13 protein-coding genes and 1 tRNA gene are annotated in these 14,263 nt (G+C 63.7%); 6 read left to right on the forward strand and 8 right to left on the reverse strand.

Annotated features, from left to right (window positions below; genetic code table 11):
- Nucleotides 1–209: 209 nt before the first annotated feature.
- The 7 genes from HNQ39_RS15035 to HNQ39_RS15065 all read right to left on the reverse strand — a co-directional run bounded on the left by HNQ39_RS15035 (nucleotide 210) and on the right by HNQ39_RS15065 (nucleotide 6,956).
- Nucleotides 210–1,208, reverse strand: coding sequence for an NAD(P)H-dependent glycerol-3-phosphate dehydrogenase (locus HNQ39_RS15035; protein WP_184197805.1), 999 nt, complete (start codon nucleotides 1,206–1,208; stop codon nucleotides 210–212).
- 217 nt (nucleotides 1,209–1,425) lie between these two features.
- The gene (gene glgP / locus HNQ39_RS15040) at nucleotides 1,426–3,918 is read right to left on the reverse strand and encodes an alpha-glucan family phosphorylase (RefSeq protein ID WP_184197808.1); all 2,493 of its coding nucleotides are present in this window, start codon (nucleotides 3,916–3,918) and stop codon (nucleotides 1,426–1,428) included.
- 132 nt (nucleotides 3,919–4,050) lie between these two features.
- On the reverse strand, nucleotides 4,051–5,115 hold the full coding sequence (locus tag HNQ39_RS15045) for a fatty acid desaturase (protein ID WP_184197811.1): 1,065 nt from the start codon (nucleotides 5,113–5,115) through the stop codon (nucleotides 4,051–4,053).
- 98 nt (nucleotides 5,116–5,213) lie between these two features.
- Nucleotides 5,214–5,285: transfer RNA gene (locus tag HNQ39_RS15050), tRNA-Val, on the reverse strand.
- A gap of 149 nt (nucleotides 5,286–5,434) precedes the next feature.
- Nucleotides 5,435–5,833 carry a YraN family protein gene (locus HNQ39_RS15055; protein WP_184197814.1) on the reverse strand — a complete coding sequence of 133 codons (399 nt, stop codon included), beginning with the start codon at nucleotides 5,831–5,833 and terminating at the stop codon, nucleotides 5,435–5,437.
- A gap of 31 nt (nucleotides 5,834–5,864) precedes the next feature.
- A complete protein-coding gene (locus tag HNQ39_RS15060; RefSeq protein ID WP_184197818.1) occupies nucleotides 5,865–6,215 on the reverse strand; it encodes a SnoaL-like domain-containing protein in 351 nt (116 codons plus the stop codon).
- 78 nt (nucleotides 6,216–6,293) lie between these two features.
- Nucleotides 6,294–6,956 carry a class I SAM-dependent methyltransferase gene (locus HNQ39_RS15065; RefSeq protein WP_184197821.1) on the reverse strand — a complete coding sequence of 221 codons (663 nt, stop codon included), beginning with the start codon at nucleotides 6,954–6,956 and terminating at the stop codon, nucleotides 6,294–6,296.
- A 56-nt stretch (nucleotides 6,957–7,012) separates the two neighbouring features.
- Between HNQ39_RS15065 and HNQ39_RS15070 the strand changes: the two genes are divergently transcribed.
- From HNQ39_RS15070 to HNQ39_RS15095, 6 genes are all read left to right on the forward strand, one after another.
- A complete protein-coding gene (locus HNQ39_RS15070) occupies nucleotides 7,013–8,569 on the forward strand; it encodes a hypothetical protein (protein ID WP_184197824.1) in 1,557 nt (518 codons plus the stop codon).
- Nucleotides 8,570–8,667: 98 nt separating this feature from the next.
- Nucleotides 8,668–8,925: an MYXO-CTERM sorting domain-containing protein gene (locus tag HNQ39_RS15075; RefSeq protein WP_184197827.1), complete on the forward strand. Its 258-nt coding sequence runs from the start codon at nucleotides 8,668–8,670 to the stop codon at nucleotides 8,923–8,925.
- Between the two features lie 179 nt (nucleotides 8,926–9,104).
- Nucleotides 9,105–9,779 carry a formylglycine-generating enzyme family protein gene (locus tag HNQ39_RS15080; RefSeq protein ID WP_184197840.1) on the forward strand — a complete coding sequence of 225 codons (675 nt, stop codon included), beginning with the start codon at nucleotides 9,105–9,107 and terminating at the stop codon, nucleotides 9,777–9,779.
- A 196-nt stretch (nucleotides 9,780–9,975) separates the two neighbouring features.
- Nucleotides 9,976–10,473, forward strand: a complete 498-nt coding sequence (locus HNQ39_RS15085) for a hypothetical protein (protein ID WP_184197843.1) — start codon at nucleotides 9,976–9,978, stop codon at nucleotides 10,471–10,473.
- 115 nt (nucleotides 10,474–10,588) lie between these two features.
- On the forward strand, nucleotides 10,589–12,094 hold the full coding sequence (locus HNQ39_RS15090; protein WP_184197847.1) for an ArnT family glycosyltransferase: 1,506 nt from the start codon (nucleotides 10,589–10,591) through the stop codon (nucleotides 12,092–12,094).
- A gap of 350 nt (nucleotides 12,095–12,444) precedes the next feature.
- Nucleotides 12,445–13,524 carry a hypothetical protein gene (locus HNQ39_RS15095; protein ID WP_184197850.1) on the forward strand — a complete coding sequence of 360 codons (1,080 nt, stop codon included), beginning with the start codon at nucleotides 12,445–12,447 and terminating at the stop codon, nucleotides 13,522–13,524.
- Here the strand turns inward: HNQ39_RS15095 and HNQ39_RS15100 are convergent.
- Nucleotides 13,521–14,258, reverse strand: a complete 738-nt coding sequence (locus HNQ39_RS15100) for a rhamnogalacturonan acetylesterase (RefSeq protein WP_184197852.1) — start codon at nucleotides 14,256–14,258, stop codon at nucleotides 13,521–13,523. The genes HNQ39_RS15095 and HNQ39_RS15100 overlap by 4 nt on opposite strands.
- Nucleotides 14,259–14,263: the final 5 nt, after the last annotated feature.

Below are 14,263 nucleotides of genomic sequence, written 5' to 3' on the forward strand. Positions count from 1 at the left end.
GTTGGTCAGACAGAAGAGGGCGTGATTCGTCGCTACATCCAGGATCAGGGCAAGCCAAGCCAAAACTGAGCCTCTGTATCTGCTGTATTTGAGCCACTGTCTCTGATGCTCGGTCTATGAGAAAGTGGGAACTCTTGAGGCTTCTGCGGTGTCCGCTTTTAATAAAAAGCTCCGGCCTTCAGGCCGGAGTATTTTACTCCCCGGCGGGGTTATTCCGTCTTGGCGCTGCGGTTCTCGGTGAGGCGTGCGACGCCATCGTGGGGGGAGATGCGGCCCGCGAGCAGATCGGCGACCGTGCAGCAGACCGGCAGGCTCAGGCTGAGCTTCTCTGCGAGGCGGGCTACCGCCTGCGCGGTGGGCACTCCCTCGGCCACCTGCCCCAGCTCCGCCAGGATCGCCGCGAGCGTCTTGCCCTGGCCTAGCCCATGGCCCACCCGCCAGTTGCGGGAGAGGCGGGATGCGGCGGTCGCCATCAGATCCCCGACTCCGGCGAGGCCATAGAAGGTCTCCCGCTTGCCGCCCAGCGCCACCCCGAGCCGCGCCATCTCGCCGAGCCCACGGGTCATGAGCGCCGCCTTGGTGTTGTCGCCGTAGCCGAGGCCATCCGCGACCCCGCCCGCGATCGCCAGGACATTCTTCACCGCTCCGCCCAGCTCGACCCCGGTTCTATCGTCGCTGACATACGTTCGAAAGGTCGGCCGGTTGAAGCGCTCCGCGATCCGCCGCGCCGCTGCGGCATCGTCGCTGGCCGCGACCGCTGCCGTGGGAACCCCCGCCGCCACTTCCCGCGCGAGGTTGGGGCCGGAGAGGGCGATCACAGGGTGGCCGGGTGCGCAGCGCAGCGCCACATCGGCGGGGAGCTCCAGGGTCTCGGGGTCGAGGCCCTTGGACGCGAGGACGATATCCGCGCTAGGCGTGAGGGTGGCCCGTCCCAGCACCATGTCTACCGCCGCCGACGGCACCGCGACCACGACACAGCTTGCGCCGAGGAGCGCCTCGCTCAGGCTCTCGGTGGGTTGGAGGTTGGCGGGAAGGGGATGGCCAGGCAGGTAGCGCTTGTTCTCCCGCGCGGCGATCAGGGCGGCGATCTGCTCGGGCGTGCGGTCCCAGAGGCGCACGACCCCGCCATCTTGCGCCAGCAAGAGCGCCAGCGCCGTCCCCCACGAGCCCGCCCCTAAGACGGCCACTTCGGAATGCTCAAAACTCACGGGATGCAGTGTACCGCAGATTCCCTGGCATCCCTCCCCCGGCTCCTCGGACATCCCTCCCCCGGCCCCTCCCTTCGCTCTTTATCCCGCTTCGCGGGGACGAAGGGAGGGGAGTCAGAGGGGTGGGTTGAGCTAGTCACCCCCTCCCTTCCCCCCTCGGAACGAGGGTCTCAGGGGAAGGGAGGGGGCAGGGGGGAGGGATGCCGGAGGGATGCCCCTACTCCCAGACGATCAGCGGGAGCTCTTGCGGCAAGATCGCCTCGGGGTGGTGGGGGAGAACCCGCACGGAGAAGCCCTGCTGCCCGGAGTGGTTGGTGGGCAGGGTACCCGTGTAGACCCACGCGCCGCCGTCGCGGCCCTCGCAGGTGAGGGGGACTCCCGCAGCGTGGACAAAGTTGCGATCCGTGTCCACCGGGCCGGTGTAGAGCTGTACCTGGACATCGCCCGACGTGAGCACGTCCCCGAGCCAGACAACCGCGCGTACCTGGGCTTGCTGGCCCGCTTCAAGGTGGTCGGACGGCGAGGTCACCGCCTCGATCCGCACTTGGGACCACTGCTCGCGCACCTTGAGCTTCCAGGCAACCAGCTCTCGGGTGAGGGCGTAGTCGCTGGCGGCGAGGTGTGCGGCGCGCTGGGCGGCGGGGAGGTAGTAGGTCTGGGCGTACTCGGTCACCATGCGGCGGGTGTCGTAGACCGGGCCGAGCAGGTGCATCGACTGCTTCATCTTGGCGACCCAGCCGCGCGGGACGCCGTGCTCATCGCGGGCATAGAACAGCGGCGCGATCTCGTTCTCCAAGAGGTGGTAGATCGACTGCGCCTCCACATGGTCCTGGTAGCCGGGATCGTCGTAGTCCTCGCCCTGCCCGATTGCCCAGCCCACACTGGAGCCATTGTCGGCGTAGGCCTCGGCCCACCAGCCATCGAGGATGGAGCAGTTGAGTCCTCCGTTCATCACGACCTTCATGCCGCTGGTGCCGGATGCCTCGTAGGGGCGGCGCGGGTTGTTGAGCCAGACATCCACTCCCTGTACCAAGCGCCGCGCCATCGCCATGTCGTAGTCCTCCAGAAAGACCACCTTGCCCTTGACACTGGGGTCGCGGCTGAACTGCACAATTCGGCGGATCAGCTCCTTGCCGCCATCGTCGCGCGGGTGTGCCTTGCCCGCGAAGACAAACTGGATCGGGCGGTCGGCGTGGTTGACCAGGTGCCGCACGCGGTCGATCTCCCGTAGCAAGAGATCCCCGCGCTTGTAGGTGGCGAAGCGCCGGGCAAAGCCAATGGTCAGCACATCGGGGTTGAGGATATTGTCGGCCTCGTCTACCTCGCTGTCCGACGCTCCGCGGCGCTCGGCGCGCTTGCGCTGGTAGGTACGTGCCCACTTCACCAGGGTCGCGCGGCGCTCGTTCTTGATGTTCCAGAGAGCCTCATCAGGGAGCTGGAGCGGGTCGTTGTCGTGCGCTTCCAGGAGCTCACCCATCTGGCGCGAGAGGAAGCTGGGCGTATGAATGCCATTGGTGACGCTACCGATCGGCACCTCGTCGAGCGGAAACTCGCTCCAGACCGGGTGGGCCATCTCGCGGCTCACGTGTCCGTGGAGCTTGCTGACCCCGTTAATGTAGCGCGCGTGGCGGAACGCTAGGACCGCCATGTTGAACTTCCCGGGCTCCATCAAAGGCGCACGGCCCCGGTCCAGGAGCTCGTCGAAGCTAATCCCCAACTTGGGCGCAAACTCTCCGAAGTACTTCCACATCAGCTCGCCCGGGAAGATATCAAAGCCGGCGGGAACGGGCGTGTGGGTCGTGAAGAGGTGGGCCGCCGCGGTGGCATTGGTCGCCTCGGCGAAGGGGAGGCCGGTCTTGAGCTGGAGCTGGCGGGCGCGCTCCAGCGCCAGAAACGCCGAGTGACCCTCGTTCATGTGGCAGACCGTCGGGGTGATCCCAAGTTCCGTCAGCGCTTGGACACCGCCGATTCCCAGCACGAGCTCCTGCTGGATGCGGGTCTCTTGGTCGCCGCCGTAGAGGTTGCCCGCGATATGCCGGTCGGCGTCGGCGTTCTCCGGGATATTGGTGTCGAGGAGATAGAGCGGGATGCGCCCCACCTGCGCCTTCCAGATCGCCGCGTGGACGAGCCGTCCGGGGAACTGGACCGCGATCTTCTTACCCGTGGGCTCGATGGGGAGGGTGTAGAAGTCGTTGGCAGGGTAGTGCTCCACCTGCCACCCATCGGCGTTGAGGCTCTGGCGGAAGTAGCCGTTCTGGTAGAGAAAGCCTATCGCCACGAGGGGCAGGTTGATGTCCGACGCTGCCTTGAGGTGGTCGCCCGCCAGCACGCCTAGGCCGCCGGAGTAGATCGGCAGGCTCTCGGTAAGGCCAAACTCGGCGGAGAAGTACGCGACTGTCCCTAGGCCCTCCCAGCGCGGGTCGGCGGGGGCGTTTTTATAGGCGCTGAAGTCGGCCCAGACCGCATCGAGCTGCGCGAGGAACTCCGGGCTCTGGGAGAGGGCATCGTAGGTGGCCTGCGACACGCGGCCGAGCACTTTCGCGGGGTTGTGCTCACACTCTTTCCAGAGCGGCTCGCCAGCTAGCGTGACAAAGAGGGCGCGGGTATCGGGGTGCCAGGCCCAGCGGAGGTTGTAGGCCAGCTCACGAAGCGGCGCGAGGCGCTCGGGGAGGCGGGGGGTGACGGTGTAGGTATGCAGTGTTCGGGGCACGAAAAAGTCCTTTCGATGTATGAATCCAATCTAGAGTATCGGACACATCGTCGGGTCGGCCTCAGTATACCCGCAATAAATCGCTAAATCCGTCTCCGTGGGCAGGTAAACCCGCCCACGGAGACGGAGTGATTATGCCTTGGCGGCTTTTTGTCGGCGGTAGAACTCGACGAAGCTGATGAGCTTCTCGCTCTGCTCGTCCCAGAGGTGCATGTTGAGGGACTTGAAGCTCTCTAGGATCGTGAGTGGCTTGACATTCTGCATCGCCGGGACCTCGTCGTAGCAGCGCTGGAGGTTGTAGTTGGGGATGCGGGGGCGCAGGTGGTGGATGTGGTGCAGGCCGATATTGCCGGTGAACCACTGCATCAGCTTGGGGAGCTTGTAGTACGAGCTGCCCTGAAGCGCCGCGTCGATCGGGCTCCACTCGTCGTGGTGCTTCCAGTAGGTGCCCTCGAACTGGTGCTGGACATAGAACATCCAGACCCCAAGGGTGGCGGCGGTGAGCATCACGGGGAGCTGGACGGAGAGGTAGTTCATGAACCCGCCCATGGCAAAGCTCATCACGGTGGCGACCGCGATCAGGCCGATATTGGTGTAGAGCGTGCTCAGCTTCTCTCGCAGGCTCGTGCCACGGTGCGGGAAGCGGTTGCCGATCAGGAACATAAAACCGGGACCGAAGGTGAACATGAAGATCGGGATGCGGTAGAGCTGGTAGAGCGTCCGGTTGAGCGGGGTCGCCGCCTTGAACTCCTCGACCGTCATGGTCCACACATCGCCCACTCCACGTCGATCTTGGTCGCCGGCGGTGGCGTGGTGGCGCGCGTGCGGGCGGCGCCAGTCCTCAAACGACGTGAAGACGAGAATGCCGCAGAGGTAGCCAAAGAACTTATTGGCCTTCGCCGATGCGAAGAACGACTCGTGGCCGCAGTCGTGGAAGAAGATAAAGACCCGGATCAGCAGACACCCGGCCAGGATTGCAGTTGGGAAGACACCACCCCAGTAGCTCACCCCATGCGTGAGCATCCAGGCCATCGCGAACCAGAGCCCGGCGTAGGGAATCAAGGTGTTGAGAAGCTGACGAGTCGCGCGGTAGGTACTGGGTTTTTCGTAGTCGGAGAGCTTGCGGTACCAGTCGGGAAGGGGCTGACGCCGTGTGGGCGCGGAGGGCGTTGGCAGGGGGGGGGTGGGAGCTGACAAATCTTTTTCAACCTATCTTAAATCAAACTGGTTCCCATTATGCCCGTAAAAATAAAAAATGCCATGAGACTAAAGTCCCATAGCACTTAATGTAAGAGTGGACGGTACAGGGTTCGAACCTGTGACCTTCTCCGTGTCAAGGAGACGCGCTACCACTGCGCCAACCGTCCGTTGCGGGAGATATTCTATCGTGGTTGTTGCACTTCGTCAAGGCAGGCATTAAAATACCCGCCTCCGATTTTTGGGAGCGTCCCGTGGACGCGAAGAAGGGCTTGTATTCCCCGCGTCCTCGGGACGCTCTCCCTGGGAGACGGGGATTTCAATCCCCGTCGATAAAGGCACCCTTGGTGTGATGCACTGCGAGCACGGTGTTGTCGTCGCCCAAAAAGACACTCACCACATCGAAGCGGAGGGAGAGATCGTCGCTCTCTAAGAGCCCATGGCGGGCGGCGTAGGTGTGGGCGAGGAGGGCAAGCTGGCGGCGCTTGGCGGGGGTGATGTTCTCGGAGGGCGCGACACGGCCCGGGCGTCCGTGGCGGGTCTTGACCTCGATAAAGGCGAGCGTGTCGTCGTCCCAGGCGATGATATCGAGCTCTCCCTTGAGGCCGGACTTGGGACCAAACTGGACATTGGTGTCCACGAGCCGCAGCCCGCGCCGCTCTAGAAAGGCGACTGCCGCCTCCTCTCCCAGAGTTCCCACGGCGCGGGTGCTGCTCATCTTAGGGCAATTTTAGCCCATGCAAAAACAATTAGCCCATGTTGTAGTAGAAGCGCTCATAGACGATCTTGCCGTCCTGCCACTCCTGAACCGCCACCTGCTCGATATGGTAGGTGACATCGTCGACCCCAACCCAGTCCATCGTGCTCTCGTAGAACGCGCTGGTCTCGCTGGTGCCTTGTCGCAGGACCTCGAAGCCCTTGAACTCCTTGATCGAATTCACAAAACCCTCTTCGCGGGTCAGGTTGGCGGCGAGGCCTTCGGTGCGGCCGTACATCGGCTCTTCCATCACGACCGAGTCGGCGTAGAACTCATTCATGGCATCCATGATCCGGCCCTGTGCGATATAGCCGAGCAGGTCCTCTAAGCGAACATTAGACATCTCTTTTTCTCCTGAGCTGCCCTCCGGGGCGGCTCCCACTGCAAAGACAGCCTCAAGAGAAAATAGTTCCAGTTGTTATTAATTTTTTCGGCAGAGGGTCAGGCCATCGCCGATGGGGATCATCGAGACCTGCACCCGGGGGTCGGCGTGGATCTTGGCGTTGAGGGCGCGCAGGGCCACGGTGTCCGGGTCCTGGACCTCGTCGTCGATTACTTTCCCGCTCCAGAGCGTGTTATCGATCCCGATCAGGCCGCCTTGCTTGAGCAGCTTCAAGCCACGCTCGTAGTAGTGGTCGTAGTTGTGCTTGTCGGCATCGATAAAGAGAAAGTCAAACGTCCCCGCGTGGCCGCCTTCGAGGAGCGCATCGAGTGTCTCGACTGCCGGCGCGATCCGCAGGTCGATCTTGTGAGCCACGCCCGCCTCGGCCCAGAACGGCTTACCGACCTTGGTGTAGTCATCGGAGACATCACAGCAGATGACTTTGCCATCGTCGGGGAGCGCCTGCGCGGTGACGAGTGCGGAGTAGCCGGTGAAGGTGCCGATCTCCAGGCACTTCTTAGCGCCAATGAGCTTGAGGAGCAGGTCCATGAACTCGCCCTGCTCGACACTGATCTGCATCCCGGAGTTGGGGAGGGCGTTGGTGGCCTCGCGCAGGGCCAGGCGGACAGAGTCGGGGCGGGTGCCGACCGCGAGGAGGTAGGCATGCAGCTCTTCGGGGAGCGCAAAAGAGGTTCTTGACATGGAGGCAGTTTCCCTGTGGAAAAGGGTTTCTCCTGCGCCGCGGCGAACCTGCGGGCATGTTTTCTCTCGATGCCGCGCAGAAAGCGCTGATTGCCCAGTGCGACTCCTTGGTCGCCCTCCAGCAGCCCGATGGCTCGCTCCACCGCGCCGACTGGGGCCTCGACGATCCCGGGGGGACGTGCTCTCTGGTCGCCCTCTGCCTCTACACCGGTAGGCATGTAGACGCCGCGGAGCGCGCCCTGGACTACCTGGAAGCCTACCAGCGCGCCAGCGGCCTCACCGACCTGCGCGACTGCAACTTCGACTCCAGCCCCGATGCCGGCTTTATCCTACAGGCCCTGTGCCCCGCGATCCTTGCCGTGCGCCATGAGCGCACCGAAGCCTTCTTGCGCCGCATGGTCGCAGGGGCGCTGACCGGGGGCTTTCACACGCCCAACCACCGCTGGGTGATGAGCGCGGGGCTCGCGCTGGCGGAGCGGTGCTTTCCCGACCTCTCGGAACAGATCAGGCCCGTGATCGAGAGCTACCTGGCCGAGGGCTACGACCTCAATGCCGATGGTGCCTGGATCGAGCGCAGTGCCGGGGTCTACGATGCGATCTGCGCCAAGTCTCTGCTGATTCTGGCAGAGTGCGGCTACCAGCGCGACGTGAGCCTAGAGACCGTGCGGCGCAACCTGGAGCTCAACCTGCAGCTCTTCCACGCGGATGGCACGATCGAGACGGGGCTCTCTAGGCGGCAGGACCACGGCACCCGCGCCGTGCCGTCGTCGCTGATCGTCCCGTTCCTCTGGGCGGGGACCCTGCTCAAAGAACCACGCTTTCTGCAGGCCGCAGCCTACCTGCAGATCAAGGCTCCCGCCGATGGCTACTCCCTCACCCAGTTCTTACGACAGTACGGCGAGCCCGAGGCGCTCACGCCCGCCTTGCCGGAGAGCTACGCGGCGCACTTTCCCGTCTTGGAGGCGCACCGGATTCGCCGGGGGAGCCTCAGCGCGACTGTCTTTGGCGGCACGACCCGCTTGCTGCACGTGGTCTACGGTCAGGCGGAGCTGGTGAGTGTCAAGGTCAGCCAGTCCTACTTCGGGGTCGGGCGCTTTGTGGGGGATCGCATTTGGGAGGACGATGGCGCGGTGACTCTGCGCTCTGAGGGCAAGCTCAGCCCGTACCGGCCCGGCTACGAGCTGCCGCTGGGGCGCCCGGTGCCGGTTGAGAGCTACACCGCGATGCGTGCTGAGCGCGAGCTGCGCCGGGTGCCTTATTGCACCAGTGAGCTCGTGGTCACGGAGAGCGACGAGGGGCTGACTCTCCGCTATGTCACCCTGGATGGCATGGACCGTGTCCCGGCGCAGCTCGCGCTGGACTTTGCACCGGGTGGGGTCTGGGAGACCGACGACACGGCTTTCCAGCCTCAGGCAGGGCAGGTGGTCTTTCTCAAGAGGGGCGCGGGGCGGATGCGCTACGGCCGCGACATCATCGAGGTCTCGCCCGGAGCCTGTGCCCACCAGATGTGGGCCATGCGCGACTCCGAGCCGGCTCCCGGGCTGGTGCGGGTGCTCCTGACCTACCTCACCCCGCTGGACCAGAGCGTGGCCCTGAAAATGACCAGGATTTAGTGCTTTTTGCAGTTTTTAGTGACTTGTGTTCGTCCTGGCACGAAACTCGCTAATGTCTGGCTTCAGAACAAACCTTAATTTTCTGGAGCCTGACAAAAATGAACCTTCAAACCGTATTACTCACCCTGATCCTTGGAACGATCTCGCTTGCTCCTGCGCATGCGGGCGATAGCATCCCCTTTTGCAAGCCCACCCCGGCCCCGATCTGTAACCCGGTTCCGAACTGTAACCCGGTTCCTAACTGCAATCCCACTCCCAAGCCGGGGACACCGACGACCCCCAACTGCGTCCCCGAGCCCGCCACCCTAAGCCTGGCGCTCCTGGGCCTGCTGCCTTTGGCCCGCCGTCGCAAGTAGTGAGCGAGTTCGTCGGGGATTGGAAATCCCCGCCTCCCGGATCAAGAGCGCCCCGTGGGCGCGGAGAACCGATGCATCTCCTGCGTCCTCAGGACGCTCCCTCACCCGTAGGCGGGGATTTTCAACCCCCGCCATAGATCGCCAGGGAACGAATCGCCGCGCTGGTTTGTAGAGTGTCTATGAAAGCCCTTCTACGAGCCAGTGCGGCGCTGTTGTTTCTGGCCGGGTGTGCCCAGACGCCCAAGAGCCTGCCACCCACGCCCAATGGAATGGTGCTGATTCCCGCCGGGGACGCCCTCGTGGGCACCGATGACCCCGATAGCGACGACGAGCGTCGCCCACTGCACCGCGTCTCCCTACCCGCTTTTTGGATCGACCGTACCGAGGTGACCAATGCGGAGTTTGCTCGCTTTCGGCCCGGCCACACGTTCGCGCCCGGCCAGGAGAAGCTCCCCGCTACCGGAGTCACCTACGACGACGCGGCGGCCTACGCGCGCTGGGTGGGCAAGCGGCTCCCCACAGAGGACGAGTGGGAGAAGGCGGCACGGGGCACCGATGGCCGCGCCTATCCCTGGGGCAACCGCTGGGACAAGAGCAAGGTCGCGGCGCGCGCTCCCAAGCCCACCCAGCGCCTCGCGTGTGGCAAGCCCTCCCGCGTCCGCCCCGTTGGCTCGGTACCCGCCGGTGCCAGTCCCTTCGGCTGCTTGGACATGGCGGGAAATGCCTGGGAGTGGGTACAGGGACACCCCAACGGAAACCCCGAGCAGAGGATCCTCAAGGGCGGCGCGGTCGGCTACAGCGAGCGTGGCTGCCGGAGCTACGAGCGGGGGATCGAGGGCGCAAAGGCCACGTGAGACGACACCGGATTTCGCTGCGCGAGATCATTGTAAACACGAGGGGCGGGGATTGGCAGGGCAATCAATTACCCGCCTCCGATTTTTGGGAGCGTCCCGAGGACGCATAATCTCTTCTGCTCTTCGTGCCCCCGGGGCGCTCTTGATCCGGGAGGCGGGGATTTCCAATCCCCGACGAACTCGGTACAATGGGGGCATGTTAAAGCGCTCTCTTTCCCTGGTGGCTGCCCTGTGCGCCCTGAGTTTCTCCTTGGTTCATGCCCAAGACGATACCAAGCCCGCCGCGCGTGAGGCCGCCAAGCCCCAGGCGAGTGTGGCGTCCAAGACCGCCAAGTTTGGCACCGTGAAGCTGGGCGATGGCTCGGTGAAGCTGGGGGATGGCTCCGTGACCAAGGCGCTCAAGGCGACTGATCTGGCGGGAGCCAAGAAGCTGATCGGCAAAGAGGCGGCCTTTGAAGGAACTGTGGCTACGGTCTACACCCCCAAGGGCAATGGCCTGCTGATCCTCAACTTCGATAAGAACTACCGCAACGCCCTCACGGCCGTGCTGCGCTCCAAGAACTACGCCGAGTTCCCGGACATGCAGACCCTCAAGGGCAAGCACGTGCTCGTCACGGGCAAGTTCGAGGACTACAAGGGGAGCGCCGAGCTCGTCCTGACAAAGCCCGACCAGATCAAGCTCATCACCGAGTAGTAGAAACCCCGCGCCGAGCAAGGCCCGACGAACGAATTTCGCCCGAGGACTCGTTGTCCGGGCTTGCTCGCTGTCTATATTTTTGTTGCCTGTGCTGAAGCGGTAGAATAGGCCGATGACACGGACGGCTCGCTCGGCGCTGTTTTTAATCGGTGCGCTGACTCTCTTTCGGCTCTTCTACGGCGCACAGCTTGGGCTGGCGTGGGACGAGGCGTACTACTGGCAGTGGAGCCGGCACCTCGACCTCTCCTACTACGACCAAGGGCCGGGGATCGCCTACTGCCTACGGCTCGGGACCCTGGTGGCCGGCCACACGCACCTGGGGATTCGGCTTGTCCCAATTATCTTTGCCGCGCTGGGCGGCTGGCTGACCTTCCTCACCACCCGGCGCTGGCTGGGCGAGGCCGTGGCGTGGTGGATGCTCCTGCTGCTCTCGCTCGCTCCACTCTATGCTGCCGGTAGCCTGCTGGCCACCTACGACAGCCCGCTGGTGATCTGCTGGATTGTCGCGCTCTGGCTGCTGACCAAGCTCCTCCAAGAGGACAAGCCCGCGCTCTGGTACGCCGTGGGCCCGGTTGTGGCGCTGGGGATTGCGTCGAAGCTGACCACCCTCATGATCGCCCCCGGCGTCCTCCTGCTCCTGGCACTGGTCCCCGACTACCGCAAGTGGCTGCGTACGCCCCACCCCTATCTTGCCTTTGGGATCGCCGTGCTGGGGCTCTTGCCCTATGCGCTCTGGGACAAGCAGCACGAGCAGATGTTCTCGCTCCACATCAAGACCCTCTCCCAGCGCCACACCGATGCCGCCTTTGGCCGCTGGTTCGGGGACTTTCTGGCCGGGCAGGCACTCTTTGTAGGGCCAGTGGTCTGGGTTCTCTCGCTGTGGTGCCTGGTGAAGCTCAAGACCATTGTCCGCGACGAAAAATCCCGCGCTTTTGTGCTGGCCTTCACGCTCCCGCTGCTTGCAGTCTGTGTCTGGACCTCGCTGCGCTCCAAGCTGGAGATCAACTGGCCCACGACCATGCACCTGGCGAGCATGCTGCCGGTTGCGGTGCTCTTTGACCGGCTCTGGCGCGAGGGCAAGCGCACACTGCCTCGCATCACCTTGGGAATCAATGGCTTTCTCTGCCTGCTGGCCTTTTTCCCCGGCGCGCCCGGCGCTCTGGGGCTTACCCTCCCTGCCGAGCCCTTCACCAAGCTCAACGAGCCCTACGGCTGGCCCGAGCTGATGACCCAGACCGCGGCGGCGGGCGAGAGGCTCAAGGCCGAGGGGCGAGAGGTGGCCTACGGGAGCGTGACGTACCGTGTCAACTCGGCGATGGCGTTCTATCTCCCCGGCCAGCCCGAGACCAATGGCCTCTACTTCAATGTGCGCTGGGACAACTACAAGCTCTGGACCGACGACAAAGCGCTGGTGGGCAAGAGTCTCGTCATGGTCAACGATGTCGAGGATGAGAAGGGGAGCATGGAGCTCGCCCGACAGTACTTCTCTTCCATCGAGGCACTGCCTCCGATCTTGCTCACCCGCCCTGGCTACAACAAGCCCGTCAAGCGCTGGTACATCTACCTCTGCCGAGACTTCAAGGGCTACGACCCGAAAAAACACCAAGACGGTTACTAGCTGTTTGTCCGGCCGATTGGAACGGCCGGACTGGAGAGCGCGGCGCTACGAAGGCCGTTCCGGCCATCCCGAGTTTACTCGGGATTATGGCCGGAGGCCTTTGTGTCCGAGGCACGAGGACAGCAAGACGCCCCGGTTCATCGGGGCGGTATAAAATGGGGGCGATCCAAATAAAAATGCAACTTTTTGGCATTTTATGGTTCTTATCCCCAACGATGCCAGAAAAACCTTCCCTTTTAACGAAAATCTACGCTGCTATGTGTGGCGAAGTGAGTGCAGAGACGCTTGAAGCGTATCGACGTGCCAGTTTATCGGTTTTTGAGCTACTAGATCACCTTGAGCGAGAGCGCTTGACCGCGCGCGCCGAGGGGAAAACACCTTGGACACTCGCTCCGGGCGAGCAGGCAACGGGGGTGTGTGCGTGGAATGCCTTTGTCCTCCAGACCCTGGGCAATGCCTTTCTCGATGCCGACTACCAGACCCACCCGGGGACGGTTGGGTTTGTGCCTCCCATTACCGCCGATCAGGTCATGCGCTTCTACGAGCCCGTGGAGCCGTGGCTGCGGCGGGCGCGACAGGCCCAGGCCAACCCGCAGTTTGTGCTGGATGTGACCGTTCCCGCCGCACTGCCTGCCTGGAGCGAGGTCGAGCCCTGCCCGAACACTCACCTGAAGGGAATGCTCCATGCCATGCGTGCCGTCCGGGACCATGCCCAAGCCGCGATGGCGTATATCGAGGCAAGCGCTCCCACGGAGACGCGCCAGCAGAAGCAGCTCGATACGATCCGCCAGCACTACGCCGCCGCGACCACTCAGGCGCGCTATGCCGACGATATGCACGGGATCGATCCTAGCCGCGATGTCCATGAGCGAGTCGAGGAGCACCTAAAGGCGGCGATCGAGCAGTTCTATCTCGTGGGACAGCTCGTGGCGATGCCGGAGCGGGCGGAGAAAGCGGCGGTGGTGGCTCCGCCGGCCGCGCTTCCCAAGGCGCAGCCGCTTCCCGGTCAGCCGGGCTTCAACCCATGGGTTCTCACCGACCCGCTCAGCCGCGAGAAGTTCCAGCGCGACCCCGAGGCCCGGGAGGCGATTCGTCTCCTCTGGGTGCACGACCCCGCTCCCGAGAAGACCCTGGCGATCCAGGCGGAGATCGAGGCTGCCTACACCCGTGGGGATATCAGTATCGCTAAGAAGGCCGATGGGAGCCGCTTGGGGCACTTCTTCTGTACCCCTTGGGCCGCGATCTATACGGTCAACCGCTCTGTGACCCTAGGGGGTGTGGCGCTCGTACCGCTCCAGACCTTTGTCTTTGACGTGAGTATCGAGGGGATGAACCGTGGGGTACCGTTTCGGCGGCAGATCAAGGTCGCCAAGTTTGTCTCCACCACGGAGCTAGAGTACGGCGACCCCAACGAAGAGCCGGATCACTAGGCCAAGAGCTTGAGTTTCTTGAGCCCCTCCGCGACAACCTGGGCGTTGAGAGCCGCACCCTCAGGGCTGGTGTGGGTGTGGTCGCCAAAGAAGAGGGGGGCCACTTTCTCCTCGCCCAGCTGGTCGTAGCGGTCGGCGATCAGGGTGTTGAGGTCGAGGAAGTGGACCTTCTCTTGCGCCGCAGCCTCTTTGGCCCACTTGCCGTAGTCGCCCGAGGCGCGCCCGACCTTGCCGTCTTTCCAGATATTGCGGGGAATCGGGGAGCAGATGACAACGGTCGCGCCCTTGGCCTTGGCATCGGTGGTGTACTTGCGCAGGTACCAGCCGTAGCTATGGACAGTCTCCTCTTTCCCCGTTGCCTCCACAGTTCCCGTCTCGGTCTCCTCGCCGTTGCCCTTGATCGAGGCCCGGGGGCGGGTGCCCTTGAACTTATCGCCACCGTCGTTGTGCCCGAACTGCATCACGACGATATCGCCCTTTTTGAGCTCCTTAGCGACCGCGTCCCAGAGCCCCTCGGTCAGGAAGCTGCGGCTACTGCGGCCCCCGAGAGCCTTGTTGACCACTTTTAGCGTGGGGGAGTCCACCAGAGGCGGCAGGGCGGTTCCCCAGCCCTGCTGCCCCTTGGTGTTGTTCTTAACCGTCGAGTCCCCGATTAGCCAGAGGGTCGAGGGCTCCTCGGAGGGAGGGAGGAGCAAGGCTCCTGAAGCAAGTAAGAGTTCGCGACGGTTAAGCATAGGTT

This window comes from Armatimonas rosea (genome assembly GCF_014202505.1).
Taxonomy (GTDB): Bacteria; Armatimonadota; Armatimonadia; order Armatimonadales; family Armatimonadaceae; genus Armatimonas; species Armatimonas rosea.

Bases quoted from the DNA above. Each gene is read 5' to 3' on its own strand.
- HNQ39_RS15055 (WP_184197814.1), bottom strand. From the start codon at position 5,833: ATGAGCAGCACCCGCGCCGTGGGAACTCTGGGAGAGGAGGCGGCAGTC.
- HNQ39_RS15060 (WP_184197818.1), bottom strand. From the start codon at position 6,215: ATGTCTAATGTTCGCTTAGAGGACCTGCTCGGCTATATCGCACAGGGC.
- HNQ39_RS15065 (WP_184197821.1), bottom strand. From the start codon at position 6,956: ATGTCAAGAACCTCTTTTGCGCTCCCCGAAGAGCTGCATGCCTACCTC.
- HNQ39_RS15070 (WP_184197824.1), top strand. From the start codon at position 7,013: ATGTTTTCTCTCGATGCCGCGCAGAAAGCGCTGATTGCCCAGTGCGAC.
- HNQ39_RS15075 (WP_184197827.1), top strand. From the start codon at position 8,668: ATGAACCTTCAAACCGTATTACTCACCCTGATCCTTGGAACGATCTCG.
- HNQ39_RS15080 (WP_184197840.1), top strand. From the start codon at position 9,105: ATGAAAGCCCTTCTACGAGCCAGTGCGGCGCTGTTGTTTCTGGCCGGG.
- HNQ39_RS15085 (WP_184197843.1), top strand. From the start codon at position 9,976: ATGTTAAAGCGCTCTCTTTCCCTGGTGGCTGCCCTGTGCGCCCTGAGT.
- HNQ39_RS15090 (WP_184197847.1), top strand. From the start codon at position 10,589: ATGACACGGACGGCTCGCTCGGCGCTGTTTTTAATCGGTGCGCTGACT.
- HNQ39_RS15100 (WP_184197852.1), bottom strand. From the start codon at position 14,258: ATGCTTAACCGTCGCGAACTCTTACTTGCTTCAGGAGCCTTGCTCCTC.